The organism is Collinsella tanakaei, from assembly GCF_030373545.1.
In the GTDB taxonomy this organism is placed as follows: Bacteria; Actinomycetota; Coriobacteriia; order Coriobacteriales; family Coriobacteriaceae; genus Collinsella; species Collinsella tanakaei_C.
Genome location: NZ_JAUDCO010000004.1, coordinates 16,645 through 42,424, shown reverse-complemented (window position 1 = coordinate 42,424; position 25,780 = coordinate 16,645). Strand labels below are relative to the sequence as shown.

21 protein-coding genes are annotated in these 25,780 nt (G+C 64.6%); 2 read left to right on the top strand and 19 right to left on the bottom strand.

The features are described 5' to 3' along the window. The first annotated feature begins 66 nt into the window (after positions 1–66). Positions 67–231, top strand: coding sequence for a hypothetical protein (locus QUW00_RS04300; protein WP_289613166.1), 165 nt, complete (start codon positions 67–69; stop codon positions 229–231). Between the two features lie 166 nt (positions 232–397). Here the strand turns inward: QUW00_RS04300 and QUW00_RS04295 are convergent, their stop codons facing one another. From QUW00_RS04295 to QUW00_RS04285, 3 genes are all read right to left on the bottom strand, one after another. Next, positions 398–2,605: an FtsX-like permease family protein gene (locus QUW00_RS04295; RefSeq protein WP_289613165.1), complete on the bottom strand. Its 2,208-nt coding sequence runs from the start codon at positions 2,603–2,605 to the stop codon at positions 398–400. Next, positions 2,595–3,428, bottom strand: coding sequence for an ABC transporter ATP-binding protein (locus tag QUW00_RS04290; RefSeq protein ID WP_436232154.1), 834 nt, complete (start codon positions 3,426–3,428; stop codon positions 2,595–2,597). Before QUW00_RS04290 ends, QUW00_RS04295 begins: the two co-directional genes overlap by 11 nt. A gap of 130 nt (positions 3,429–3,558) precedes the next feature. Further along, the gene (locus QUW00_RS04285) at positions 3,559–3,720 is read right to left on the bottom strand and encodes a hypothetical protein (protein WP_289613163.1); all 162 of its coding nucleotides are present in this window, start codon (positions 3,718–3,720) and stop codon (positions 3,559–3,561) included. A 166-nt stretch (positions 3,721–3,886) separates the two neighbouring features. Here QUW00_RS04285 and vsr point away from each other — a divergent pair, with 166 nt between their 5' ends. Then, a complete protein-coding gene (vsr, locus tag QUW00_RS04280; RefSeq protein WP_289613162.1) occupies positions 3,887–4,885 on the top strand; it encodes a DNA mismatch endonuclease Vsr in 999 nt (332 codons plus the stop codon). Between the two features lie 388 nt (positions 4,886–5,273). Here the strand turns inward: vsr and QUW00_RS04275 are convergent, their stop codons facing one another. The 16 genes from QUW00_RS04275 to QUW00_RS04200 form a co-directional block, all read right to left on the bottom strand. Next, entirely contained in the window at positions 5,274–6,257 is a 984-nt protein-coding gene (locus QUW00_RS04275) for an ATP-binding protein (RefSeq protein WP_289613161.1), read from the bottom strand. Beyond that, the gene (locus QUW00_RS04270; RefSeq protein WP_289613160.1) at positions 6,250–7,137 is read right to left on the bottom strand and encodes a hypothetical protein; all 888 of its coding nucleotides are present in this window, start codon (positions 7,135–7,137) and stop codon (positions 6,250–6,252) included. The genes QUW00_RS04275 and QUW00_RS04270 overlap by 8 nt, the downstream gene beginning before the upstream one ends. Before the next feature lie 8 nt (positions 7,138–7,145). Further along, on the bottom strand, positions 7,146–7,856 hold the full coding sequence (locus QUW00_RS04265) for a LytR/AlgR family response regulator transcription factor (protein ID WP_289613159.1): 711 nt from the start codon (positions 7,854–7,856) through the stop codon (positions 7,146–7,148). 780 nt (positions 7,857–8,636) lie between these two features. Beyond that, a complete protein-coding gene (locus QUW00_RS04260) occupies positions 8,637–9,347 on the bottom strand; it encodes an FHA domain-containing protein (protein WP_289613158.1) in 711 nt (236 codons plus the stop codon). 28 nt (positions 9,348–9,375) lie between these two features. After that, positions 9,376–10,800 (bottom strand): zinc ribbon domain-containing protein, encoded by a 1,425-nt coding sequence (locus QUW00_RS04255; RefSeq protein WP_289613157.1) that lies wholly within the window; start codon positions 10,798–10,800, stop codon positions 9,376–9,378. An 83-nt stretch (positions 10,801–10,883) separates the two neighbouring features. Then, positions 10,884–14,846, bottom strand: a complete 3,963-nt coding sequence (locus QUW00_RS04250) for a hypothetical protein (RefSeq protein WP_289613156.1) — start codon at positions 14,844–14,846, stop codon at positions 10,884–10,886. Between the two features lie 25 nt (positions 14,847–14,871). After that, on the bottom strand, positions 14,872–15,858 hold the full coding sequence (locus tag QUW00_RS04245) for a hypothetical protein (RefSeq protein WP_289613155.1): 987 nt from the start codon (positions 15,856–15,858) through the stop codon (positions 14,872–14,874). Positions 15,859–15,869: 11 nt separating this feature from the next. After that, a complete protein-coding gene (locus QUW00_RS04240) occupies positions 15,870–17,627 on the bottom strand; it encodes a serine/threonine protein kinase (RefSeq protein WP_289613154.1) in 1,758 nt (585 codons plus the stop codon). Continuing rightward, entirely contained in the window at positions 17,627–18,511 is an 885-nt protein-coding gene (locus QUW00_RS04235; protein WP_289613153.1) for a PP2C family protein-serine/threonine phosphatase, read from the bottom strand. Before QUW00_RS04235 ends, QUW00_RS04240 begins: the two co-directional genes overlap by 1 nt. A 36-nt stretch (positions 18,512–18,547) precedes the next feature. Further along, positions 18,548–20,251 (bottom strand): FHA domain-containing protein, encoded by a 1,704-nt coding sequence (locus QUW00_RS04230; protein WP_289613152.1) that lies wholly within the window; start codon positions 20,249–20,251, stop codon positions 18,548–18,550. A 13-nt stretch (positions 20,252–20,264) separates the two neighbouring features. Next, the gene (locus QUW00_RS04225; protein ID WP_289613151.1) at positions 20,265–21,275 is read right to left on the bottom strand and encodes an FHA domain-containing protein; all 1,011 of its coding nucleotides are present in this window, start codon (positions 21,273–21,275) and stop codon (positions 20,265–20,267) included. 117 nt (positions 21,276–21,392) lie between these two features. Then, positions 21,393–22,412, bottom strand: a complete 1,020-nt coding sequence (locus QUW00_RS04220; RefSeq protein WP_289613150.1) for a protein kinase domain-containing protein — start codon at positions 22,410–22,412, stop codon at positions 21,393–21,395. A gap of 223 nt (positions 22,413–22,635) precedes the next feature. Then, positions 22,636–24,222 carry an Mbeg1-like protein gene (locus QUW00_RS04215; protein ID WP_289613149.1) on the bottom strand — a complete coding sequence of 529 codons (1,587 nt, stop codon included), beginning with the start codon at positions 24,220–24,222 and terminating at the stop codon, positions 22,636–22,638. Positions 24,223–24,258: 36 nt separating this feature from the next. Beyond that, positions 24,259–25,116, bottom strand: a complete 858-nt coding sequence (locus QUW00_RS04210) for a hypothetical protein (RefSeq protein WP_289613148.1) — start codon at positions 25,114–25,116, stop codon at positions 24,259–24,261. A 62-nt stretch (positions 25,117–25,178) separates the two neighbouring features. Next, positions 25,179–25,478: a hypothetical protein gene (locus QUW00_RS04205; protein ID WP_289613147.1), complete on the bottom strand. Its 300-nt coding sequence runs from the start codon at positions 25,476–25,478 to the stop codon at positions 25,179–25,181. 3 nt (positions 25,479–25,481) lie between these two features. Continuing rightward, positions 25,482–25,772: a hypothetical protein gene (locus QUW00_RS04200; RefSeq protein ID WP_289613146.1), complete on the bottom strand. Its 291-nt coding sequence runs from the start codon at positions 25,770–25,772 to the stop codon at positions 25,482–25,484. Between the last annotated feature and the right edge of the window lie 8 nt (positions 25,773–25,780).

Genomic DNA, 25,780 nt, shown 5'->3' with positions numbered 1-25,780 from the left:
AACGGACGATTACCCGCAACGAACGGTCCGTTCATTTCCATAGGATGTCGAAGGAAAGGAAGAACTATGGCCGCCATCAATCTGCTCCAGTCCACCGCCAAGGCTATCGCGAACCTCTTCTCCAACGAGCTCGAGGCCGCCGTGCCCGGCATCAGCAACGGTGCTTACCTTGACCGCGCCGCTCACGTGACCCCGAAGGCCTCCTCCGTCTACGGCCGTCTCGCCGCCTAGTTCTCAGCGAACATACCGCACCACGGTGCGTTGAAGCCCGCAGGCCGCCTTAGCGGCATGCGGGCTTTTTGTTTGATAGGGTCGAAAGCGGAGCAAAAGGCGGCAAAGGGGACGGCTCGTAGCCGTCCCCCGCCGCATCCGATGTCTGCCCATCCTCTGTCGCGCGCTACGCGGCGTGGCGGGCCCTCGTCGCATCGCGCAGGATGCCCTTGCCCATCAGGTAGGTCACGCAGAAGTAACCGCCGTAGGCAATCAGGAAGATCAGGGTCACGAGCCCCACGGTGCCACCGATGGTAAACCCGCCGAACAGTGCCACGAGCTTGATGATCACCGACAGCGCGCAGATGGAGTGCGCGATGCCCATCGCAAGCGGCAGCACGAAGAAGACCGTCTGCTGGGCAAGCACCGAGTGCGCGATCTGAGCGCGATCGCAGCCCAGCTCGGACAGGATCCGGTAGTTGGCGCTTGCATCCGCCACGCCCGAGAGCTGCTGAATCGTCAGGATCGCCGCACAGGCCACCACAAGCACGAAGCCGATGTAGATCGCCAGGTAGCTGATCAGGCCGTTCATGGAGTCGGTGCTCTCGTACGTGGTGGTGCGGGTCGCCTCGACGCCCCAGCCGCCCACGATCGCATCGGAACCGTCGGCAACCACATCGCCGTAGCGACGGGGCGTGTCGATATAGGCGTCCGCCTGCTGGCCGTCGATGTCATCCGCATAGTTCACAAGCAGATAGCTCGTGTACGGCGGCAAGGCGAGCGCGTCGACGAGCGCGTCGGGCAGCACGATGGTGCCGGAGTTCATGCCCATCATCGAGTTCACGAACACGCTCGCGTCCTCGTTCACGCGATCCTGAACCGGATGCAGGATATGGCCGCCCATGTTGAGCTCGACGCCCTCGCTCAGAACAGCGTTGTAGATCACGTTGACGGTTTCGCCCATGTCGGACAGCAGCGTATAGCCGTCATCCCCCAGATCGACCTGCTCCATGCCGCGAAACGCCAGATAGTCGTTGTAGTTGCTCTCCCGCACGACCTGCAGGCCGAGCGATTCGACATCGGAGGACTCGGTGCCCGCAGGCAGCGGCATGTCGACCGCATCGCACAGATCCTGCAGCGTGACCAGCGGGCGCGCCGCCCCGCGCGGGGTGGAATCATACACATCGACCTGCACGTAGGAGCCCGTAATGGACGAAAGGTCGAAGGGCTCGGCCTCGGGCGTGTCGGGATTGAGCGTCTGGTGCGACGAGAGCTCCATGACATCCACCGGCTCATCGGTCGCCGCAAACGTCACACCGCCCTCTCCCCCGGTGATGGTCGGGTCGGCGTTCCATTCGTCTACGAGCGGCTGGCTGTAATACGTCACCGACGTCGTGTAATCCACCGGTGTGCCGCGCTCGACGGAGTTGTTCATCGTGTCGGCAAGCGACATGCCCGTCGTCACCGACGTGATGGCCAAAAACAGGATCATCGCGATGACGGCCATGGACAGGCTCACCGTGTTGACCTTGGCGGCAAGCTGACGCAGCGTCACCATGTTGAGGCCGCGCCAATACAGGCCGCGCACGCCCTGCAGCGCTTTGAGCAGAAAGCCCGACAGGCCGAAGAAGAACAGGATGGTGCCGACCACCACGATGAGCGTGGTGATGCCGAAGGCCCGCATCCCCTCGGGCGCGCCGTCATAGGGCAGGCCGTCGTGCAGCAGTCGCACGTATGCGGCGACGATGGCGGCAAGACCAACGAGGAAGATGACCGCCGAGACCCAAGGGTTGCGCGTCTTGATCGTCTCGTTGGTGCGGCCGGCGCTCATGAGGTCGATGATGCGCGCACGCCTGACCACGCGCAGGTTGAACACGAGCGTCACGATGAAGATTGCCACCAGGCATCCCACCGTCATGACAAGGGCACTCGGTGAGACGAAAAACCGGAAGTTCGCAATCTGCGTCTTGAAGATCGACGCGGTGAAAAACACCATGAGCTGCGAGAGCGCAAGCCCCATGACAAGGCCGAGCACAAGGGCCGCAAGCGAGACGAACAGCGTCTCGAGCGTCATGATGCGCGCCACCTGCCCGCGGCTCATACCGAGCACCTGGTAGAGACCGAACTCCTTTTTGCGCCGCTTCATGATGAAGTTGTTGGCGTAGACCATGAGAAAGCCCATGACAATAGCCAGGAACACGGTAAGACCGCTGATGATGCCGCCGAGCGCCTCGCCCATGCCGGCGTTTTGCTCGCTCACCCCGGCGATATCGACCTGGAACGAAATGGTGTTGAACGCGTAGAACACCGTGACGGCAAGCGTGAGCGTCAGCAGGTAGACGAGATAGTCGCGACCCGCACGGCGCACGTTGCCCCATGCGAGCTTACAGAGCATCGGAACCCTCACCGCCCATCATCGCGACGACCTCCATGATGCTGTTGAAGAACTCCTGGCGCGGCGTGCCCCCGCGACGCAGCTCGGTGAAGATGCGGCCGTCGCGAATGAACAGCACGCGGTTGGTGTAGCTCGCGGCGAAACTGTCGTGCGTCACCATGAGGACCGTCGCCTGGTAGGTACGGTTCATGGTCTCGAGACACTCGAGCAGAAGACGCGCGTTCTTGGAATCCAGCGCGCCGGTCGGCTCGTCGGCCATGATGACCGCCGGGTTGGTGACCAGGGCGCGCGCGGCGGCCACGCGCTGCTGCTGGCCACCCGACATCTGGTAGGGATACTTGTCGAGCACCTCGGTGATGGCCAGGCGCGACGCCACGGCCTCAACGCGCACGAGCGTCTCGCGCGCGGGCACGCGGCTGATGGTGAGCGGCAAGGCGATGTTCTCGCGCGCCGTCAGCGTGTCGAGCAGGTTGGAATCCTGAAAGATGAAGCCGAGCTGCTCGCGCCGGAAGCGCGTGAGCTTCGCAGGCTTCATGCCCGTCACGTCGACACCGTTGATGCTCACCGAGCCGCTCGTCACGGCGTCGATGGTGGATACGCAGTTGAGCAGTGTCGATTTGCCGGATCCCGAGGCTCCCATGATGCCGACGAACTCGCCGCGCATCACCGAAAACGAAACGTCGGCCAGGGCGCGTGTCACGTTGTTGCGCGAGCCGTAGACCTTCTCGACATGTCGTACGTCCAGCACCGGCCCGGCGGCCTGCGCTGTTGCGAACTGGCGAACAGGCGCAGAAGTGCCCCTCAGCGACGACGGCAGGGTCATCTGGACGCGCGCGTTCGCGCCACCGTCCCGGGTATCGATCGTATGCATTCCCATACTCACATTCCTCTCCTCATAGCAAAACGGGACCCATGGCAAAGGGGCACAGCCACGCTGCCTGGGGCGTCGCCGATCAGCGCGTGTGGGCCCACAGTAGCCAGATCATGACGACAGAAAGCACCGCCATGACCAGCAGCCACAGGACCATCTCGATTGCGCTCATCCCGATACCCTGCGGGTCGTCTTGAATATCATACGGGTTGCGGCGCTGGTTCCTGATGTCTGTTGCCTGCATGACAACCACCTCCTGACGCTATAGTCGCGCAGGCGCCTGTGGGCATCCATCGATTTGGCTTACATCTGGATTGCGGTTTTGTAAGGTTGGTTAAGGCGGGCTTAAGGCCACGGGCGCAGCCGCGTTCTGCCGCTCGGCGCGCAGCGTCACGTGTACAATGGTGGCCATGAAAACGGTACATGTAGCAGCAGGAATCATACGCAGAGGCGGCGAGAGCGACGAGGTTCTCGCCGTTCAGCGCGGCTATGGCGATATGCAGGGACTCTGGGAGTTTCCGGGCGGCAAGGTCGAGCGCGGCGAGACGCCCGAGGACGCCTGCATACGCGAGCTTCAAGAAGAGCTGCAGGTGCGCGTGACGGACCTGCGCGACTTCTATACGGTCGAATACGATTACGAGGACTTCCATCTGTCGATGGAGTGCTTCTTCTGCCGGATCGACACCGAAGCGGGCGCCGCGGAGCCGCAGTGCAGCGATCGGCAGCTGGACATTCGCTGGATCAGCCGCCGTACGCTCGCCAGCGTCGAATGGATGCCCGCCGATAAGGGTTTGGTCGAGGCGCTTGCGCTCGACGCGGCGCGGCCCGACGATATGTCGCCGGATGACACGACCGCTCAGGGCAGCTCCGACGCAGACGATGAGCCGCCTGCGGGCGCTCGACCGCAAAAGCGCAAGAAGGCGCGCACGGCAAAGAAGAAGCGCTCCCTGCTCGACGGCATCGACACCAGCGACCTGACCGCCGCCGAGACCGAGCTGGTGCGGCGCCGAGCGGCCATCAAGAAGTCCATGCAGGGCAACAAGCGCGCGAACACCAAGCCCGAGATGCTCGTGCGCCAGCGCCTGCGCGCAGCAGGGCTCACCGGCTATCGCCTGCAGTGGAAGAAGGCACCCGGGAGACCGGACATCGCGTTTCCGGGCAGGCGCATCGCGATCTTTGTCAACGGATGCTTCTGGCATCGTTGCCCCCACTGCCATCCCAGCGTGCCCAAGCGCAACACCGAGTTTTGGGAAGCCAAGTTCCGTCGCAACGTGGAACGCGACGCAAAAGCCCGTACCGAGCTTGCCGAGCTCGGCTGGACCGCCATCACCATCTGGGAGTGCGAGCTCAAGCGCGACCGCATCGACGAGACCATGGATCGCGTCATCCAGCAGATCCGCTCTGTGTAGCGGTATGACTGTCGGCCTGCTCGGCGGTTGGCCCGCCGGGGTTAAAACACCCTAGGGATTATTTTACATGGCGTATTCTAAAGAATACGCCATGTAAAATAATCCCTAGGGTGTTTTAACCCCGGCGGGCCAACAAGCAGCGACGAGAGTCTCCCAAACAGCCCCGTGACACACGAAGAGAGCCGGGGGCGAATGCCGCGCCCCGGCTCTCCGACCTCCCCGCCTCTCGAAGGCTCTCACCGGATATCTCGGTGGGGAGGACCCTTTGTCCATTGTTGTTATTACCGCGCCCGGCCGGCACTATACGCAGACGCCGCAAGAGTGCTCGGCGCGTCGGCAAGCGGCAGCGGATGACGGGCAGACGGCTGGCAGCAGCTATCGAACGCGCCTAACCTCGCGCCCCTGCGGACGACGTGGCGCTCCGCCCCAACTTCAAGAGCACGCGAACGGTATAGATGCCCTGAGTGCATTCCGTGCTGACGGTCCCGCCATGCAACTTGGCCAGGCTCTCGACAATCGACGTGCCCCAGCCATGTTCACACAGGCACGCATCATCCGAAAACGCATGCGCGGACCGACGGGCGCGCTCGCGTTCGGCGTCGGGCGCATGGTCAACCGGGTTGCTCACCACCATGGCCAGATACCCTTGAGCCGCACGGACCGACACATCGATGCGGCGACGCTCCCGCTCGAACCCCTTAACGGCGTTCACCGCGTTATCGATAAGATTCGACAGCAGGGCGCACACCTCGACATCGGGAATATCGAGCGCGAAGGGGACGTCGGCGCGGATGGTGATCGCGATATCCGAATCGGCGCACAAGGCCGCCTTGGAAGCGAGCAGGGCGTCGACCGCGAGGTTGCGACTGTACGACGCGCCGACGGACGGAACGATGTTCGTCACGTTGCCGAGCAGCTGACGAGCCCGGCTGCTCTCGCCTGCTGCAAGGGCATCGCCCACACGGGAGAAGAGCTCCTGCAGTTCATCTCGAATGCGGTCGGCGTCACCCGCCACCTCGCGCGCTCGCTCAAGACGGATCTTTTGCTCTGCGAGCTCGCGCTCGACCAGCTGCGCCCGCATGGCCTCGGCATCGCGCTCCTCGGCGCGCGCGAGCCCGCGATAGAGCGCCGGATTGCACGCTGCGCAGGCGAACCCACCCAGCGCGATGAAGACGAGATACGGCGTGCTCGCGCTGCTCCGAACTGCCGCGACCGCCGAGAACAGCACGATCCCCATCTGGCCGACGGGAAAGATCAGGCTGAGCAGCCGACGCGACGCCGGATAGTCGCCCAGCGCCGTCCACATGGCGACCGTCGACACCGCAATCGAGATCACCGAAGCCGCAACGAGCAGCAAGACGTGCTCATGCATGGTGCGCCTCCGTCACCGACGCGAGCTCGCGTGCGTACTCGGCAGCGTAGCGCGCCGCCTCATCCGTGGCACCGCGGTCCAGCAACCCCGAGATCACCTGCACGTGATTGCGCGCGTCGTGGCGAAGCGCAGCGGTCCTCGCGTTGCGCCGTGTCACCTCTTCGCACCGCTCCAGATAGCCCTTGAGCTGCATCTGCATGAGCTCCGTATGAGCGCGTGCCTCGTCGGCGCGGGCAGCGCGGTCTATGGAGATGACGATCAGGAGATCCGACGCGTAGAACACAAGCGAGATGACCGACATGCCGGCACAAAAGAACAGGCTGTAGCCCAAGACAAACATCTGCATATACAGGGCGGCCATGACGAGCGCAACCTGCAGCACCGGGAGCAGCAGGAAGCGCCCAAGCACCGACAGCGCTTCGGGGCTTCTGCCAAGCCGCCTGAACAGCAAGCTGAAAATACGGGCGCCGATCAAGATGCTCACCATGTCGACCAGCCTAAGGATGCACGACGCAGGCGCGTTCTCGAGCATGGCGCCCGCCGTCGTCACGAGTTCGCCCTCCCACAGCATCCATACGCCAGACAGCACCGCCTCCGACACGATCGCCGGGGTGAAGCCGAGCATCACGGCAAGCACCCGATATCTGAAGGGCCCTTCGAGAAACAGCAGGGCAATCGTTACGAGCAGCGCGAACGAAACCTGCGCCGCCAGCGGATACGCGTAGTGCGCAAGCTGCAGGGCAAACATGATGCTGATCTGCAGGGCATAGTAGACAGGCGGCCTGCGCACCGGCAGCATGAACGTCATACCGACCAGCACGGAAATGCTCACCGCCAGAGTGGAAAGCTCGACGCACGCGCGAGCGAACAGCGGGTCCACGACGTTCCCTACAGCGCTCTGCCCACATGGTCGACAAAGCGATCATGGAGCTTTTTACGGCAGCGCTGACTTACGGGCAGCACCGTGCCGTCGATGAGGACCACGTCGCGGGCGCGCAGCTCGGCGATGTAATCCATGTTGACCAGAAAGCTCTTGTGGCAGCGGACAAACTGCGCCGGCATACCCTGCTCGACGTCAGCCATCTTGGCGTACGTCTCAATCGTGCGGCTTCGCTCGTGAATACGCACCTTGCGCCGCTCGCTCTCGATATACATGATGCCGTCGGGCATGATTTGGAGCAGCGCACCGTTCGAGCGCACCAGCAGGGGCTGGCGGGCGATCTGCTCGAGATTCTCGATGGCGCGCGCGAGCGCGGTATCGAGCGCAAGCTGTTCGACCGGTTTGGACAAAAACCATGTGTGCTTGGTGCGGTACACGTCCGACGCGTGCTCGAGGTAGCCCGAAACGTAGATGACCTGCGTGGTGCTGGTTGGCGAGAGCAGGGCCTCGACCAGATCGATGCCGGTAGCGACGTTGGAACCCAGGCGGATATCCATAAACAGAATGTCGACACCTTGGGAGAATGCCTCGGCAAATGAATCGGCTGATCCCTCAGACCCGACAATCTTGATACGGTCGGCAAACGGAGAGGCCATGACCATATGGGCGAGCAGCTCGGCTTGTTGCCGATCGTCCTCGAGTATCGCCACGCGAAACATACGCTCCCCTTTCGACGCACCGATTCCCGGTACCTCCGCAGCGGACGGGACGCACGGCAACAAGCCGGTCCGTCCCACCTTTCGCACCGCCGATTATACGACCCGAAAGCGCCCCAGATATACGAACGAAGGCTCTCATGGCACATCCGAAACAATCAGTGGACTTTTCGCTGCAATGGGACGATAGGCGGACCCCTGTGATGCCGTCACCGCCCGTCCGTCCACAGGACCGACACATCACCGGACACACGGCAGCGCATGACCCGGGCCGGCTCAAGCGGCTGTTTAGTGGCGTATACCTGCTGCGTCACGAAACGTACAAACAGGCGTAAGCAAGCCTTAAACGGAGATGAACGGGAAGGGCGGGCATAATGGGGTCAACGCACAGGCCGACAGCGACACAGGACCTGCGCGGTATCCGGTGGACGAGCGAGGAGGCCACGCATGCATCCTTCCCAACATGCAGCAAGCACGTGGTCGCCATTGCCGTCATCCCAACAGGCAGACCAATTCTCCTTCCCCCCGACACAGAGAACCGGCCTCCTCGCCTCCCCCACCAGTTCGCCCCAGCAGACAGGGGCACCATCGCACGACGACGAGCGCTGCGATGATCAGCGCGAGAACCTCAAGCACTCACTCGATCGCTTGCTCGACGCCCTGGATTGCGCATAAGGCAAAACGGATAAACCGTATTCAACGCAGCGTGCCCGCCGCGCGACATGACCCCTTTCGGTCGCTGTCGCACGGCGGGCACGCCCGTTGACGCATCTTCAAGCCGAGCTACTTGATCTCGACGATGAAGTCCTCGTCTCCCAGGGTCAACCGATCGCCCTCGTGCAGCGCCACGCGCTCACCGGCGGACAGCGCATTGCCGTTGATGAACGTGCCGTTGGTGGAAGCGCGGTCCTCGACCGAGAAACCGGTGCCCAGGTACTTGATGATAGCGTGGACGCGCGAAATGGCGGTGTTGCCGCCGATGCGCACGTTGGCCGCCGACCCCTTGCCCACCGTGGCGGGAAACTCGCTGATGCGGTACCGGGTTCCGTTGGCGCGCACGAGCGTCAGGCTCGGCATGCTCGCGGACTGGGGACGCTCGGACACGATACGCGGCAGCTCGGCCGACGAGGGACCGGCGGGTGCCGCTTGAGCAGGCGCAGGCGCCGCATGCGAGCCCACGGGCCGCGCAGGCACCGCGGCAGCGGGACGCTGGGCAGGAGCCGCCGCAGGACGCGCCGCCGCACCGGGGTAGGCCGGACGCGGAGCGGGACGAGCGGCAGCCGGCTGCACCGGCTGGGGAGCCGCAGGATACGCGGCACTGGCAGCCTTGGGCTTGGGCTGGGCGGGCGCAGGCGTCCGCATGCCCCGAGCCGCATGCTGCGGGGCGGCCGCCGGCGCGGGACCGCCTACCATATACTGTTTGAGATTCGCACCGCAGTTGATGCAATACTCGTTGGAATCGTCGTTTTGTGCACCGCAGTTACCGCAAAACATCCTGTGCTCCTTTCTGGCAGCCTCGACCCTACGAGCGCGCCGCCACTTCGATGACCGATACCGGGTCGCTCGAAAGATCGATTACGTTGAGTGTACCTGAACCGTCGGCGATGTCGGTGAGCAGGTAGGCCTGCTCGCCGCAAACGGTCACGCGGCTGGTGGTGGCGCTCACGGACACGTGCGCCCCATCAAGCGCGGAGGTCTCGTCATGCAGGAAGCCCGCGCCCGAATCGACCCAGGCAAATCCTCCCGAACCGGTGATGAACACGCAGGTCGTGGAGCTTCCCGCCACAAGCGGCAGGCCCTGGATACCCGTGTAGTCGTTGAACGTGCCGCCGGGCTCCTGGCGCGAGGTGTGCTGTCCGCCGCCCTTTTCCGACACGGTCTTATAGAGCTCCTCGCCGTCGAACCATGCGGCCTCGATCGTCTCGTCGCCCCTCATGACCTCTGCGAACGCCGCATCCGAGACGCCGTCGCGCGGAATGCCATCGAAGGGCACCTCCGCGAGCGACCATGAGCGCGCATCCGCGGCGAGAACCGCCACGGTATCGCCCGTATCGAACAGCCAGGCACGCGAGCCCGCAAGGCTGCAGACCTCGTTCCACGCGGGCGCCTTGTCACTGAGCTGCGTCACATCGATGCAAGCAACCGAGACGGAAGGTTTACCCGCGGCCTTGTCGCCCGTTTCATCCTCATCGTCCGCCGCAGAGGGGTCCCGCAGGGCCGCGATGGCCACGCCGTCGTGCACCACCAGCCCGGCAGCGGCCTTTTTATCAGATGCAGACAGCAGCGCACGCGGTTCGGCATCCTGCGCATCGGACAGCAGCCATATCGATCCGTCGGCATCCCGATAGACCAGATTGCCCTCATACGCATACAGTTCGATGACGTCCACGCCATCGAGCACACAGCGCGCCGAGCGGTCGTCGTCCGCAAGCGCTTCGGCATCCAGCGCGTAGATGCCCGTATCGGACGCCCAGTAGAGCGTCTCGCCGTCGCTTGCCGCAAAGCCGCCGCCAAAGGGCGTGTCGGCGAGCGCCGCAACATCAACGGCGTCTTCCTGCAGCCCCGCCGCTCCCTGCTGGGCACGCGCGCGCAGCTGCGCGTCGGAGACGAGCGCGATGGCAACGGCTGCAACCAGCACGACGCCCAAAACGGCAGCCGCGACGATCAGCCCCATCTTGACGCGACGGCGTTGCTCGGGATTGGCAGCTATGCGCCGCACCCGCTCCTCAACGCGATGGTCGCGATGCTTGGCGGCGTGCGCGGCGTGGGGATGAACGGCTTTGTCGTGCTCGAAGAACTCAGGCGAGAACGGCAAATCGGATGCGGGCGCCGCGGGCGCCCCGGCCGCGTCGCGGGCGGGCACGACGGCGCCGCAAAACGGGCACGTCTGCGCACCTGCCGGCAGGTTCCCTCCGCATGCTGGGCACTTGAGCGTATCGTCAGCCATGCACGACTCCTCCGTTACAACAACGGCGCCTCGCCCACAAGCAGACGAGGCGCCGTGCGCAGTCAATCGGGAAACCCGTACGCTTACGCGTTGGTCTCCTCGTCATCCTTCTTGCGCTTCTTGACGATGCCGAACGCGATGCCCGCGACGGCCACCGCGGCGACGGCCAAGGTGCCGGCGAACAGCGGCGTGTTGCGGCGCCACAGCTCGAAGGCGTTGGTCGTGACGACCACCTTGTCCATGCTGGCCTCGCCCTCGTTGCCCGCGGCATCCCAAACGGTCACCTTGATGGAGCGCTCACCGGTAGATTCGTTGATGGTGAACTCCTGGGTGGTGCTGTTGGCGAGCTGCTCGGCGTCGAAGGTCGCGACCTCCTGGCCGTCGATCTCGACCACGGCGTGATCGAGCATCAGGTTGTCCTCGAAGGTCACCTTGGCGGTGTGGCTGGACTCGTTGTAGGGCTCGGCGTTGGACAGGTCGGCGAAGGACGCGAGCGGGGCGGTGTCATCGACGGCGAAGTTGACCTCGGCGGTCGCGCCGGCCTCCTCGGCGTTCTTGTCCTTCATGGCGTTCTCGGAGATGTTGCCCGCAACGTCCTGGCTGTGGAACAGCACGCGGTACACGCCGTCAGCGTCGTAGTTGTCGCGGTCGACGGTGTAGACGTACTGGCTCCAGCCGGTCTCGGTGCCCTCGTCGGTCGTGTAGTCCTCGTCGGCCTTGAGCGTGGTGTTGCTCGTGTCGCGCGTAAGCTCGACGGAGGTCTTGGACTCATCGAGGCCGGAGGGGTTGATCTCGGTCACGCGCACGTCGGTGGTGTTGTCGTGCTTGAGGTACTGATCGAGCATCTTGCCGGTCTCGTCGGAGATGACGTAGGTGGAGCCGAAGCGGTTGACGGAGAACGTCACGGCCTCATCGCTCGTGTTGCCGGCGAGGTCGACGGCCTGGACGACGACGGTGTAGACGTTGTCGTTGGGCTTGGCCTCGTCGGGGTTGCCCCACTCGACGTTGGCGTCGGTCGCCGTGAAGGCGGGCGCGGCGCTGAACGGGTTGGCGGACTCGCCGTACGGGGACACGCCCACGACCTCGACGTGGATGTCGGTGGCGTCGGACAGGTTGGTGTCGTGGACCGCGACGGCAGGCGACACGGCGTCCGCGTAGGCGGTCAGGTTCTCCACGCCGGAGATGGTGATCTCGGGCTCGATGGTGTCAACCACGAACTCGGGGCAGCTGTAGGGCGTGAGCTCGTTGGTGGCGAGGTCCATGCCGTCGACGGCGAGCGTGTACACGCCCTGGCCGGGGAACGTCACTGTGGCGGTGTGGGTGTCGCCGGAGGAGGACCAACCGGAGACGGCCGGCTGACCGACCTCGCCGCCGTTGCCGGCAGACGCGGTGGTGGTGATGTTCACCAGGTTGGGGTCGAAGTTGTGCTCGGTGATGGTGATGGTCGCGGTGCGGGCGGCGTTGTAGTAGTTGCCGTTGGCCACGTTGTTGTTGTCGAACGTCACCTGCATGGTCGGGGCGGTCTTGTCGATGGTGAAGGTGTCGCCCTCACCGGTGGCCGCATGGCCGACGATGTCCTCGACGTGCATGCTCGACACGACGTAGTCCGCATCGTCCGTGAAGGCGAGCGTGTAGGAGTACGTATCGCCGGACACATGCGTGAAGTCTGTCGGGTGGATGGCCATAGCGGTCTCGCCGTTGCGCTCGACCGTGAAGATCACCTGGTCGTTAGCGTACTGCTGGGTGTAGTTGAAGAACGCCTCGGTGATGGTGACGGTCAGCGTGCGGTTGTGGTTGTAGTACTTGCCGTTGGTGGCGTCGCTGCTGTCCCACGACACGCTCATGGACGGACCGGTGCTCTCGGCGACGAGCTTGGTGATGCTCGTCGGGATGCCGTTGTTGTCATCGGCGGTGGTGTCGAGCACGTTGCCGGCGACGTCGGACGCGTGGATGCGAATGTCGGCGGTGTTGACGTCGCGGTCGCCCGTGATGGAGAACGAGTACTCGGAGCCGTCGTTGGTGAGGTCGGCGGCCAGGGTGGTGCCGTTCTTGCCGTCGTCGTACTCGGCGGTCACCGAGCCGGTGTTGACGCCGGACTGCAGGGCCTCGAGCGTATCCTTGGAATCCTCGGCATTGGCCTTGATGAGGTCGACGAGCGAGAAGCTCACGCCGACGCGCTGGTCGCCGAACACGAAGGTGCCATGCTTGACATCGTAATCGACGTCAGCACCGTTAAGCTGCGGAGCCAGGGTGTCGAGCCGGTAGGAGACGCCCGTGATCTGGCTCACGACGTTGTCGCTGCTGAGCGCGTACATGGTGACGGAGTGGATGCCGTCGCCGCCGGACAGGGCGACAGAGCTGGCAAACTCGTCAGCGGTCGTCGGAACCGCAGGCGTGGCGTAGGCGAGCTCGTAGCCGTCCCACGAGGCGGTCGGAATCTTCTTGACCCAGGTGTCGGCGTTGTCGGCAGTCAGGTCGATGGCATCGCTGGCCTCGTTGTGCTCAGAGGCGAGCGCAAGGCCGCTGTCAGCCCACGCGACGTCCTGGATCGCCTTGATGGTGACGTTCGAGGGGGCGGTAATCGTGTAGTTCGCGAAGGCGTCCGCGTTCTCCTCGCTCGGAGCGAGCGTCACGGTCGGCGACTGATCGGCAACTCCCTGGTTGTCAAAGTCACCGCCCAATTCGGCAGAGGCGTAATAGTCCTCGCTCAGGCTTTCATTGCCGAGCTTGTCCTCTACCTCGTTGACCGCCTCGAGGACGCGCTCGTTCGCATCGACAAGAATCGTCTTTTCCTGAGCATCCTGCAGACGGAAAGGCTGTTCGTCGAGACCGATGCTAATCTGCTTCTTCTGGATGGCGGGGACGGTCACCGTAACGGCACCGACTTCTCTACCGCTCCAGTGCTTCTTGAACGTAACCGTGAACGTCATGTCCTCATCGCTTGCGCGCTTCGGTGTAACGGTGGCCACGTAACTGTAGCGACGATTAAAGCCGCTGCCCGCCCTCTCACGAGAGATGTCGACAGTGAAGTAATCCTCAGCATCCCCATCGTATGTAACCTCATAGTCAAGGTTCGCCCAGCCGTTACCCCACACGGTCGCCTTCTGAGAGCCCTCGCCGTACGTGAGTTCAGGAACGGTTACGCCCTCTGCCTCCGCTTCACCGGCACTATCCTCGGCTCCCGCCCAGTAATCGACAGCGGTCACGGTAACACTCGGCGCGGGAAGCGTGCCGGCATTGATTACGCCGGAAGCCTCGACGGTGAAATCCTCGGCGCTGCTGCCGGGATACCAGACTTCCTCGCTCTTCTCCTCATACTGAGGCTGCGTGGTCTCTTCGCCGGAACCCGGATCGGTCGGATCAGTCGGTTCGCCCGTCTCGCCCTCGCCCGGCTCGGTGCCATCGGGCGTCTCGGGCACGTCAGGCTCCTCAACCTCCACCTCTTCCATAAAGGTATGGGTGTACTTGAAGTTGTACTGATAGGAGATGGACGTGACCGTGATCTCCAAGGCCTCATTCGTAACGTCGGCGGCCGCCGAGATGGTCCAACCATCATCAGTAGCATCGACCTTGATGGAACTACCAGCAGCCGCAGCGACCTTGATATCGATATCGGTGATCTTGTAATTCGTCTCAGTCACCGTGTAGGCATCTTTGGTCTCATCCCCCACAGGGAAACTAGCGACCACGTCGTCGATCGTCTGGGAGAACTGATCCGTGCCGCCCTTGGTATAGGTGAACAGGGCCTTCAAAGCCTCACCCTGCTGCTGCTCAAGCAGGTTCAGCAAGTCTTTCTTGGTAAGCGTGTAGCTTCCAGCTTTCTCGGCATCGCTATCGTAAACAAGGCTGATGGAGGCCGTCTGCGAATCGAAGGTGCCTCCCGTCACCTCATCCACCTGGTCATCGGCCTTCTGCTGCGGGGCGGCATAGGCCGGAGTCGCCTGGACGACCGCCTGGACCGGCACGCTCGAAGTGGCGAGCGTCGCCGCCATGATCACCGCGACCGGCTTGCGCGAATAGAGTTTGAGCTTATCCAACACTGACATGTTCGTATCCTTCCCGCGTCAGCAGTTAATCGAGAGTCTCCTCGGTATGGACGACAATGACATTCTGTTTAAGTATGAAGCGGAACAGCGGTTCTTCCTGTTGCACAACACCCTGTTGCGCCCCGGAATCATCATCGGTAACAATTTCTGCATCCGCATGCGGGGATACGAGCACATCGGTCGCCCGCTCGGAGTCCTCCAGGCTCTCGCCCAGCACGGCGGTGGCGCGCTCGGACTCCTCGTCGGACTCGACCAGCACGGCGGTCGGGCGCTCGGAGTCCTCCTCGAACTCCTCCTCGGCCTCGGCAGCGCCGAGCACGGTCGTCGGCGCTTCGGAGTCCTCAGCCTCGTCGGCCTCCATCTCGCCCGGCACGGTCGTGGGAGCCTCGGAATCCTCGTCTGTCTCTGCGCCCAGCACGGTCGTCGGGGCCTCGGAATCCTCCTCGGGCTCGGCAACCAGCACGCTCGTGGGATGTTCCGAGTCCTCCTCATCGTGCTCGGTGAGCACGCCGGTCGGGCGCTCGGAGTCCTCGGCGTCGGTGTCCTCGAGCACGCCGGTGGCGCGCTCGGATTCCTCGTCGAGCTCGGAGAGCACCTCGGTGGGCGTCTCGGACCCATCGACGCCCTCGTCGGAAGTGATGAAGTCCACCGGCATGCCCGCGATGGTGGTCGGGCGGTCGTCGGCGCGGTCGGCGCCCGTGGACACGACCGTGGTCAGGTTGTCGTCGGCGCGCTCGGATCCGGCAAAGCCCGTCGTGCGGTCGTCGCCCACGTTCTCGGTCGTGTCGCTTGCCACGGCGTTCGATGCGGCGCGAGGACGCCCGGCGCCTGCGGCGCTGCCGCGGCGGGCGCGCTTCTTCTTGCTCTCGTCATCGGCCGAGATGCGCTTGCCCTGCAGGAAGCGAATCGAGTTCATGATGTCGCGCTTGACGAACATGACGGCTGCCACGACGCCCAGCGCCACACCGATCACAAACAGGGCGACGGCTACGCCCAACAGTACGTTTTCCATGGTCGCCCCTCCTAGTTCTCACCGACGACGGCACCGGAGTACACCGTCGTGATCCTTGTACGCACCTGGTTGGCAAGGCGCGACAGCGCATCGACGCGCTGGGCCTCGGCCTCGGCGTCATCGGCACCGAAGCGGTCCTCCAGGTCGGTCAGACCGTCGTAGGCAACCTGATAGAGGTCCTCGACGTCGGACTGCGAGATGCCCGCGCTCTCGAAGCCGTACAGGTAGGTCTCGAGCGCGTTGCAGATCAGCTCGTAGCTGTCCAGACGCACGCGGTCGTTGGTGTCGTCGTCGATCGTCTGAGCGAGCTGCTCGAGGTAGCCCCAGTACTCCTGGTAATCCTCATCGGAATCGGAGTCGGTGCGCATGGCCTCGGCAATCTTGGTGTTGAACTGCGCGATGCCGTTGTAGATCTGCGCGCGCTGGCGATCGGCGAACTGCACGTCGTTGGCCGCGGTCTCGAAGTACTCGGCCGACGCCTTGATGCGCGTGGCCTGGTTCTGCTCGGAGTCGCCGGCGTCGCCGTAGGCGTAGTAGTACCAGTACAGCTGACCGATATCAAAGGACAGCTGCGAGAAGTCGCGGTGGCCGCGCAGCTGCTCCAGGTTGGTCTGGTACACATTGTCGAACTGCGCCTTCTCGTCGGTGTCAAACTCGCCGTCCACCTTGTAGGCGGCGATGAGGCCCTCGTAGCCGCGCGGATCGCCGGGGCGCTTGGAGATGGCGTCCAGGTAGGCCTCCTCGGCCTCCTCGGCGTTGCTCGAGCGCACCGCGCTGTCGCCGATCTGCATCTGGTACTCGAAGTTCTGGGTGATGACGCCCTCGCGCGCGATGAGGCAGCCGATACCCAGCACGAGGCAGACGGCGGCGCCGATGGCGCACCCCGCAAACGTGCGGACCTTCTTGGCCTGGCGCTCGCGGTACTCGGCGGTGAGCTCCTCGTAGCGCTCGAGGTCCACAGCGAGCTCGTCACAACTCTGATAGCGCTCGGAGCGATCGAGCTTGCAGCACTTGGCGATGATGTTGGCGAAGCCCTCGGACACGTTGGGGTTGACCGTGCGGATGTCAGGCAGCGGGAACTCCATGGGCGGCGCGCCGCCGGCCAGCAGGTGCCACATGGTCGCGCCGATGCCGTAGATGTCGGTGCGCGCGTCGGTCTGCGTCTTGGCGCCGTACTGCTCGGGCGCGGCGTAGCCCTCGGTGCCGAAGGCCACGGTGTCGGTACGGGAATCGTCGTCCACGTACTCGCGCGCCACGCCCAGGTCGATCAGCTTGATGTAGCCGTCGGGGTGCAACATGATGTTTTTGGGCTTCATGTCGCGGTAGATGATGGGCGGGTTCTGCTCGTGCAGGTAGCCCAGGGCGTCGCAGATCTGGAGCATCCAGCGCTGGACGTCCTCCTCGGACTGCGGGCCCTCCTTGCGCACCTCGGCGTCGAGGGTGTCGCCCTCGACGTAGTCCTCGACGACGTAGATGAAGTCATCGGTCTTCTCGATGTTGACGATGTCGACGATGTTGGGGTGGTTGAGCTTGGACAGCAGGTCAGCCTCACGCGCGAGCGACTGCTCGATGGGGCGGCCCACCGGGTCGGTCGCATGGCGGTCGACCTCCTTGATGGCCCACATCTTGTTGGTGAGCTGCAGGTCCGAGGCAAGGTAGACGCGGCTCATGCCGCCGGCGCCGATTACCTGAAGGACCTTGTACTGCCCTTTGATGACGTCACCGACGCGCGCGCGGCGCGCGTTGGAGCTCCTGCGTACTCTGGCCATCAGCGGCCTCCTTGCTTGACGCGCATGACCACGGCGGTCAGGTTGTCCTCTTCCTTGCGGTCCATGACCAGACGTGCGACGGCGGCGAGCTTCATGGACACGCTGCCCTCGGGGAAGCCGTGCTGCTCCTCGAGCGAAAGGCTCACGTCGTCAGCGCGGGTAAACCCGGGACGCGTCGCCTCGATCTCCCAGCTCTTCGCATCGAGCGCCGCCGGTCCCAGGCGCTTGCGCACCTCGCCGTCCGTGAGCACGTGGCGATAGCCGTCCGAGCACAGAAAGTAGATGGCGTCGCGGTCGATGTTGCCGTGGATCAGGTCGGGCACGACCTCCTTGGACGAGCCGAGGCACTGCAGCAGCACGTTGCGGCGCGGGTGCACCATGGCCTCCTCGGGCGTCATGCGGCCCGCCTCGACCTCGCGGCGCACGTAGGTCTGATCGCGCGTGAGCTGCGCGATCGCATCGTCTTTGACCTCGTAGGCGCGCGTGTCGCCCACGTGCACGATGGAGTAGCGCCCGCCGATGGCGAGCAGCGCGGTCAGCGTGGTGCCCAGGTTCATGCGCTCGGCCATGCCGTGGCGGATGAGCGCCATGTTCATGTCCTGGATCAAGCCGTTCCACTGGCCGTCGACGAACTGCTCAAAGCCGCCGACGCTGGCCTCCATGGCCTCAAGCGCCGCCGGAAGCTTGGTGTCGAACCACGTGGACAGCATGCGGATGACGGTCGCCGAGGCGAGCTCGCCGCTCTCGAGGCCGCCCATGCCGTCGGCAACCGCGAGCAGCGCGACGTCACCCATAGAGGTGGAGGCGACCTTGATGAGGTAGCTGTCCTGGTTGGAATCGCGCGACTGCCCGACGTTGGAATAGCCGGTCGCTTCGAAGATCATGCGCGCTCCTTTCTTGCTGGTTGGTGGACGGAGCCGCTATGCCGGCTCGACCTCGAAGACGAAATCGACATCGCTCATGCGGACGGTGTCTCCGTCCACGAGCTCCATGGGCACGCCCGACTCGAGGCGGATGCCGTTGACGTAGGTGCCGTTGCGCGAGTCGTCGTCGGTGATCGTGCAGGTACCGTTCTCGACCGTAAAGATCGCGTGGCTGCGCGAAACGGTGGTGGTGTCGCGCACCTGGAAGGAGCTGTGCTTGGACTTGCCGACCACGAAGCGGCGGCCGCGAATCTCGAAGCTCTCGCCCGTGCGCAGGCGCGTCATGAAGAAGCGGTTGCGGACCGGCTGCGCGACGGGGGCGGGAGCGACGTCGGGCGCCGGGACGGCCCAAGCGTCGGGCGCCGGCTGCGTCGGGGCGGGTTCGGGTTCGGCAATCGGCTCGGGCTCGGGTTCGGCGATCGGCTCGGACTCGTCGTCCATCTGGGTAAAGCCGGTATCGGTGAACGCCGGCATGGTCTCGGTCGCCGCGACTGCGGGCTCAAAGCCAGCGCCGACGTGGGCGACCGTGGTCAGGCTGTCGTCAGGGGCATCCTGTGCGGCAGCCTCGGACTCGACGGCGGGCGTCGGCTCGAAGGCCTCCCCCACCTCGACGACGGAGGTCTTGGAGTCGTCGGGCTCATCGGCGCCCTCGGGCTCAGGCTCCTGCTCGGGCTCCGGCGCGGGCGCCACGTCGAACTCGGGGCCGACCTCGACGACCTGCGTCTTCGTGTCGTCAGCCGGCTCGGTTGCACCAACCTCGTCCTCGTCGGGCTCGTCCTCTATGCGGTCCTCGTGCGCACCGGCGGGCTCGGGCCGCTTGGGTGTCTCCTCGTCGAAGATGCGGAAATCAAGGTCGCTCAGAACACCGGTAAGACCCTGGCGCGACTGGAGCACGCGCTCGTTGGCGAACAGGTCGTCCTCATCGCCCAGAACCGTCGTCCCGAAGTCGTTCTTGGGATCCTGGGGCTCATCGGCGGCGAGCACCGTGGTGCCGTGGTCGTCGGGCTCCTCGTTGACCAGCACCGTCGTGCCGTGATCGTCGGCCTGCTCCATGCCCAAAAACGTGGTCTCGGAATCGTTGGGGGCAGAAACCGGGTTGACCGTGGGCAGCTCGCCGCCCACCGCAGCGGGCTCGGCGCACAGGGCGCCGGCGACGACCTGCTTGAGATGTTTGGAGAAGGCGGTGATGTCAAACGCCTCGCTCACCTGGAAAAACGACACGTACGAGCGAACCGCGCTCGCGCCGACCTCGTCGGAGGTCTTGATGGATTCTCCGATGGCGCGGAAGAAGCCCTCGGCTGCCGCCAGGTCGGGCGTGATGTTGGTCAGGGGCAGGAATACGAAGCGCGCCTTGCCCGACGCGCCGTCCATAGCGACCTCGTCGGTGTGCATGCGCATGTTCATGAGGGGCATGCGCTGCTCGATGAGCGAGTCGATGAGCTGTGCGATGCATCCGAACAGCGCGCAGACCTCAGATGAGGTGAAGGGGCGCTCCAGGCGCTCGGAGAGCAGCTCGCCCTCCACGGCGTAGCGCGCCTCAAGGCGCCCGTCAGCGTGGCGCGCCAGGCGCCCCTCGAGCAGGACGCTCGAGGACAGGGCGTCCATCCCGCGGTCGAGCCTGCGATCGATCACGTCCAGCGAGGCAACCTGGTAGGCAAGCGCCCGCGAGCCGTCCGGCAGTCGGACAAGTGAATGCTGCATCTTACATCCCCGTTCAATCACCGAGCCCGCTCTCGTCGAGCGAGCGGAACCAATACGTTATGCGGCCGGCGAGCACGATGCGGTCGCCGAATGAAAGCTTGAAAACCGGGCTGTCCTGGGCCGCGCTGTCAAACACCTCGACCGAGTCGCCGGGGGTCTCGCCGCGCACGACACGCGTGCCGTGAGCACTCCCCGCATCCTCAACATACCACGACCCGTCCGCCTGCCAGATGCGGCAGTGCACGCGCGAGACGTAGGGGTCGGATTCGATGGCGTCGCAGTCGGTGTAGCGCCCGATGGTAAACGGCCGGGCAGCGTCGATGCGCCACGCGCCCGACAGCGGGGCCGTACGCGTCTCGCCCACGCGGAACAGGCAGGCGGCGTCAGTGCGCGGCGAACCTAAAGCTACCGGCGCCTCGGCGGCGGAAGGGACGTCGTCGGGCGTCGCCGCGAGCAAGGTGCGGGCAAAGCGCTCGTCCAGGTGACCGAACGCCACGATGTGGAACAGCGAGGCGGCCAGCTCCTCGAGCGGCACATGCCCCGCCACGCGCGACGTCGCGCACCAGGTGGCAAGCGCCGCGGTCTCGTTTTCCAGACGGGCGAGGTTGACATCCGCGCGCCCGGCGGCGCGTTCGTTGGCAAGGCCGCGCGCGAGACCCTCGCGCAAAAGCAACAGCAGGGCATCCATGAGCTCGCGGTCATCGAGATGGGCGTTTTGGCGCAGGCGGGCGATGAGCTCCGTCGCGGCGCTCGCGAACACCGTGTCGTCGGCGCGGTAGGCCTCCCGGAAGTCATCGGCGTAGCGACTGGAGTGGATGAGGCGCGAGAACGCCGCCGCCGTGCGCTTGCGCACGATCGCGTTGACGTGGTTTACGTAGCGGCCGTTCATGCCGACCATGGCATACAGGATCTTGTAGTTGACCGCCCCGCCCGAAAGCGTGCGCACGCCCTCGGCGAAGCGGTAAAACGCGCTGTCCCATGCGCCGTCGTGCGCTTGGGAACGCTTAGCGCCGCCTTCCCCCATCGGCCCTCCTTTCCCACATACGTCAATGCTACGAGCAAACGTTTCCCAACGGTGTTGCACAACACCTCAGGGAACCGGCCGTTTACCCATCGAGGTGTTGCTCATCCGCATGTCAGACTAGATGGTCGGACGGTCTGACCACGCCGCGCGCGGGGCCCTCGCCAGCATGTCCCCCGCGTGGGCGCGCCCCAGGCGCGCAAACGCGCTGGCGACGCTGGACGCGGCGGGACGGAGCCGAGGATCGGTCGCAAGACACGCCCCCAGCACCGATGCGACATCGGGTGGCAAGGCCCGGTCGATGGCGACCGGCGGCAGAGCGCCATCCGCGCCCGCAAGGTCGGCGCCAATGCTTCCGGCGTAGGGAAGCGAACCGGTCAGCAGCTCGTGCGCGACGACGCCCAACGCGAAGATGTCCGTGGCGCGCCCATCGGAAGGCGCGGATCCCACATCCTCGGGCGCACAGTAGCCCGGGGTGCCGAACGGCCGCGGACGATAGGGCGCCCGACCGTCGAGCGGCACCGCAAACGCGGAATCGAAATCGATGAGCGCGCACGCGCAGTCCAAGGGGCCCTCGGTGCTCGTGCCCAGCACAAGCCGTTTCGCGACATCGACGCCGTGCGCCATCACCACGATGTTGGAAGGCTTGACGTCCTGGTGGACAAGTTGGACGCCCGGCAGCGCCGACGCGGCGCGCGAGAGGGCCTGTGCGGCGCAGGCGAGCAGCGACAGGGCGCTTCCCAGATCGATGCGCCCGCTCGCGGAGAGCGAGACGCACACATCGGCGAGCGTGGGGCCGGCAAGCCACGAGAACACCGCGTACACCGACCTGCCGCCCAAAAGCGTCACCGTCCCATGATCGATGATGAAGGGCAGGCCCGATATCGCTCCCTGCGCGCGCCCGCCCGCATTCGCCTGGGCGCGCTCGAGGGCGCCCAGCAGGCGCTCGACGTGATCGAGGTAATCGTCGCTGCCGGTAAGCTCCTTGTACACGCAGGGAAAACCGGCATAGCTGCCCCGGTCGCACACCCCGCGAAACGTGCACGCGCGCTCGGAAGACGACAGGAGCTCGAGCTGCGCCACGCCCGCAAACGACGCGCAGCGCGCCTGCGCCATCCCTTTGTCCACCCGGTCGACCATAGCTTCCCCTCTCGCTGCAACCGACGGTCATCCCACCGTCATGGTCCCGCGAGATATCGTGCGCACGTTGCGCAACATTCCCGCCCCGCACGTCCGCCGTTTTGGACGAGGGGGTCAACATTTCAATATGTTATTCGTAGCGCAACCGGACACATCAGACAAGGCATCGGTAACAACCAGTACCGCTGCTGTCGCAAATGCACGCGTCACCGCAGCCGGAACGCTATCCCACCTCGATCGCCGCGTCGATCGAATTGACATTCTCGATGAGCTTGGCCGCCACATCGCCCTGGTAATACATGCTCCGCTGCACCACCCGCGTGAAGATGTCCTCGATCGTCTGCGTGGTCGCGCCTTCGATGTCGGCCACCTTGCGGTAATAGGTCCGCATGTCGTTTTGGTAGTTGTCGATCGTCAGACGCCCAAAGAAGCGCTCGCCGCGGTACCACACGTCCCAGCGCGTCGGATCCCACCATTCTTCCTGCTCGACTTCGCGTACGATGCTGAGCAGCTCCTGCTTTTTTGCCTCGGTGAACTCACGCACCAGGTTGCTCGCCATCGCATCGAAGCCCAGGGCATCCTGCGTCATGTTGATGACCGCCAGCGAACCCGCGCTGATCAGCATGCCGTTGAGCGACACGATTATGTCGAACAGCTGCGTGATGCCGAAGGCCTTGAGCACCGCCCACAGGTCGCCGGGGATCGAGCGCAGCCTCTCGAACTCATCGCGCATCTCGTCGCTCATGGCGTCGCCGAACGCGTCCAAGGTGGCGTCGATAAACGCCGTCCATCCGTCATACGAGCAGGCGACAGCGATGAGCAGCGCGACGCCGGCTTTGTTCGCGTCGTCGGAGAGCACCTCTTGGATGGTGCGCCCCTTGGTCCCCAGCAGCGAATCGAGGATCTGTCCGATGACGGGAGCCAGGATCGCGAGCTGCTGGGTGGACAGCTTGTCGTAGATGTGGATGATAAACGACTCGATCTGCTGGGAGAACGGCGACTGCCGCCCCTTCTTGAACCCGTAGCGACGGTTGCCGTCCTCGTCGATGTACGACGTGAAGAACGACTCCATCCCATGGTTGAGCATGAACGTCTCGCCCGGATTGTCCCCGTCGTAGGAGTCGCCGTAGGCGATGTATTCCTTGTCGATGGGCAGGGGCTTGAGCAGCGGGCCCACGTAGTCGTCCTCGAGGCCGTAAAACGTCACCTTGTAGGAGTTTTCGTCTATGAGGTTGGCGTACTTGTCGAAAAACGCCGGGCTGAAGCCCTGGCCGTCGAAGACGACGCAACGGTCGACGCAGTCGCTCGTGACTGCCACGTACATGGCCTTGTTGGCGCCATTGGAGTGGCCGGTCACGGTCACGGGGCTGCCGTAGCGCTCCGCAACGTACTTCACATACTCACTCGCCTCGCGCTGGGGCTGCGTGTCGGATTGCTCAAGTCCGAGCGCATCGGTGTACCATTCCGAGTTCGTCGCCTGGCCGTCGATCGTCCCGCCCGTGCCCGTACCCTGGAACGCGACATAGGTGTTGCGCCCGCCGTCCGCGGTGTTTTCCACGAACGCCGCCGCATGCGCCCCGCGTTCGTCGTAGGAGTCAACGTCGGCAAGAACCAGGTCGCTCAGGCGGGGATCGTTGCGTATCGCATCGATCAGCTCGTCGCTCGCGGCAAAATCGTAGCCGGAGCGGTCGAGTTCATCGAGAATCTCGCCGAGCGTCTTGCCCTCGTTGCCGCGAAAGATCCCCGAGCCGTCACCATCCTCGTACATGAGCACGTCGAGCATGCCCAGCTGCTCGTCGGTAAGCTGCATGGTAATCACCTCCAGCGCCACGGCGGCGCCTCTCCCCTACGCCTTGTTGACGACGTCCGAGCGCTTCCACTTCGCCCCAGGCAGCACGCCGGCCAGGTCGGTGCCCGCGCTCGGAGCGATGTACTCCCGGCGCGCGCTGTCGCCGATCTCGGGCGTGAGCTCGGTCGTCTCAGATAGGTTCGTGATGCACGCGGCGTCGATGAGCAGGTGCAGCCCCGTCGCGCGGGCTGCCTCGGTGATGGCGGCCACGTCCGCGTCATAGGCCTCCTCGGTCAGGCCGGGGGCGTCCCTGACATAGATGGCGAGCGCACCGACGTTTGCGCGGGCGACGTCCTCGATCGGCGTATCGGGTCCCATGTCGTCGCCGAACATGGTGTAGGCGTCGATCGTCGCCGCCACGACCGGGGCGGACTCGCACGCCGCGACCGCATCGGAGACCAAGCCGGTCACGTAGGCGTCGTAGGACTCGGCGATATAGGAGGCGAAATAGGTCTCGGTCCACACGGGATGCGCGGCGTCGTCGTTCCAGTCGCAGCGCGCCAGGAAGCCATCGGCCGGCCCGCTGCCGTCATCGGCGGTCAGGCGCACCATGCAGGCATCGGTGCCGGACTGGTTGTCGGACAGGTTGTAGTAGCAGTCGATCGCGGTGAAGCCGATGCCGTATTTCTCCTCAAGATGCTGCTCGGTGGCAAGCGCCGGGGCGATATGCCAATAGGCGTCCTCATCCACCCCGTCGGCCTTCATGCGCTCAACCACGCGCTCCTCGCAGCCGATGTTGCGCGCGACGCGCTCGAGCTCGTCGGTGAGCTCCATGCCCTCCGACCAGGAAAAATACCCCGTCGCCTCGGTCGTCGAGGCGTCCGGTGTCGGCTGCGTGCCGCTTCCGTTACCCATGGCGCATCCTCCTAAAACCAACGAAACGATGAGCGTGCCGATAACCTTGAGCGCCGCGCGCCTCATGACGCACCCCCGACACTTGAACCCTCGAGCAGGGCTTGGGCGATAGCCGCGTCCATGTTGCATAGCGCCACCATGTCGTACACGATGCCGTCCGCGATGGCGTCGATGAGCGCATGCTCTTTGGCCGCCAGTGCACCGACCGCCTGCGCCGCCGCAAGAAGGCCTTCCACCTGGGGCCCCGAGCTCTCGGAAAACTCCAACGAGATGGACTCGTAGCCGCTGCACAGAGACGCAAGCGACCGCAGACTCTGAACGATGTCGGCGATTTTCGCCGGATCAACCGTGATCGTGCTCATCGGCTACTCCCCGTAAATAAACGAGTCGATCTCGTCGATCTCGCTGACGTACTCCATGGCACCCGACACGATGCCCTCGCTCGTCGACTCAATCGAGCGGGCGAGCACATCGAGCGTCGAGTTCAGCTCATCGGTGTATTTCTGTCTGAGCGCATCCGACGCCAAGGCGCCGCTGTCCTGGAGCTCCTCGATAAGGGGCATGACGCGCGTGCAGATCGACGAGAGGGCGTACAGGGCGTCCTCGAGCGCCTGGGCGCTATGACGCATCTCGGCATCGGCGACAACGATATCCATCTGCATCC

What these genes read in the sequence shown, in the direction of transcription:
- QUW00_RS04225 (WP_289613151.1), bottom strand. Translation starts at nt 21,275, where the DNA reads ATGGGGGAAGGCGGCGCTAAGCGTTCCCAAGCGCACGACGGCGCATGG.
- QUW00_RS04215 (WP_289613149.1), bottom strand. Translation starts at nt 24,222, where the DNA reads ATGCAGCTTACCGACGAGCAGCTGGGCATGCTCGACGTGCTCATGTAC.
- QUW00_RS04235 (WP_289613153.1), bottom strand. Translation starts at nt 18,511, where the DNA reads ATGATCTTCGAAGCGACCGGCTATTCCAACGTCGGGCAGTCGCGCGAT.
- QUW00_RS04255 (WP_289613157.1), bottom strand. Translation starts at nt 10,800, where the DNA reads ATGGCTGACGATACGCTCAAGTGCCCAGCATGCGGAGGGAACCTGCCG.
- vsr (WP_289613162.1), top strand. Translation starts at nt 3,887, where the DNA reads ATGAAAACGGTACATGTAGCAGCAGGAATCATACGCAGAGGCGGCGAG.
- QUW00_RS04260 (WP_289613158.1), bottom strand. Translation starts at nt 9,347, where the DNA reads ATGTTTTGCGGTAACTGCGGTGCACAAAACGACGATTCCAACGAGTAT.
- QUW00_RS04265 (WP_289613159.1), bottom strand. Translation starts at nt 7,856, where the DNA reads ATGTTTCGCGTGGCGATACTCGAGGACGATCGGCAACAAGCCGAGCTG.
- QUW00_RS04295 (WP_289613165.1), bottom strand. Translation starts at nt 2,605, where the DNA reads ATGCTCTGTAAGCTCGCATGGGGCAACGTGCGCCGTGCGGGTCGCGAC.
- QUW00_RS04200 (WP_289613146.1), bottom strand. Translation starts at nt 25,772, where the DNA reads ATGGATATCGTTGTCGCCGATGCCGAGATGCGTCATAGCGCCCAGGCG.
- QUW00_RS04250 (WP_289613156.1), bottom strand. Translation starts at nt 14,846, where the DNA reads ATGTCAGTGTTGGATAAGCTCAAACTCTATTCGCGCAAGCCGGTCGCG.
- QUW00_RS04210 (WP_289613148.1), bottom strand. Translation starts at nt 25,116, where the DNA reads ATGGGTAACGGAAGCGGCACGCAGCCGACACCGGACGCCTCGACGACC.
- QUW00_RS04290 (WP_436232154.1), bottom strand. Translation starts at nt 3,428, where the DNA reads ATGACCCTGCCGTCGTCGCTGAGGGGCACTTCTGCGCCTGTTCGCCAG.
- QUW00_RS04275 (WP_289613161.1), bottom strand. Translation starts at nt 6,257, where the DNA reads ATGCATGAGCACGTCTTGCTGCTCGTTGCGGCTTCGGTGATCTCGATT.
- QUW00_RS04245 (WP_289613155.1), bottom strand. Translation starts at nt 15,858, where the DNA reads ATGGAAAACGTACTGTTGGGCGTAGCCGTCGCCCTGTTTGTGATCGGT.
- QUW00_RS04230 (WP_289613152.1), bottom strand. Translation starts at nt 20,251, where the DNA reads ATGCAGCATTCACTTGTCCGACTGCCGGACGGCTCGCGGGCGCTTGCC.
- QUW00_RS04285 (WP_289613163.1), bottom strand. Translation starts at nt 3,720, where the DNA reads ATGCAGGCAACAGACATCAGGAACCAGCGCCGCAACCCGTATGATATT.
- QUW00_RS04240 (WP_289613154.1), bottom strand. Translation starts at nt 17,627, where the DNA reads ATGGCCAGAGTACGCAGGAGCTCCAACGCGCGCCGCGCGCGCGTCGGT.
- QUW00_RS04220 (WP_289613150.1), bottom strand. Translation starts at nt 22,412, where the DNA reads ATGGTCGACCGGGTGGACAAAGGGATGGCGCAGGCGCGCTGCGCGTCG.
- QUW00_RS04205 (WP_289613147.1), bottom strand. Translation starts at nt 25,478, where the DNA reads ATGAGCACGATCACGGTTGATCCGGCGAAAATCGCCGACATCGTTCAG.
- QUW00_RS04300 (WP_289613166.1), top strand. Translation starts at nt 67, where the DNA reads ATGGCCGCCATCAATCTGCTCCAGTCCACCGCCAAGGCTATCGCGAAC.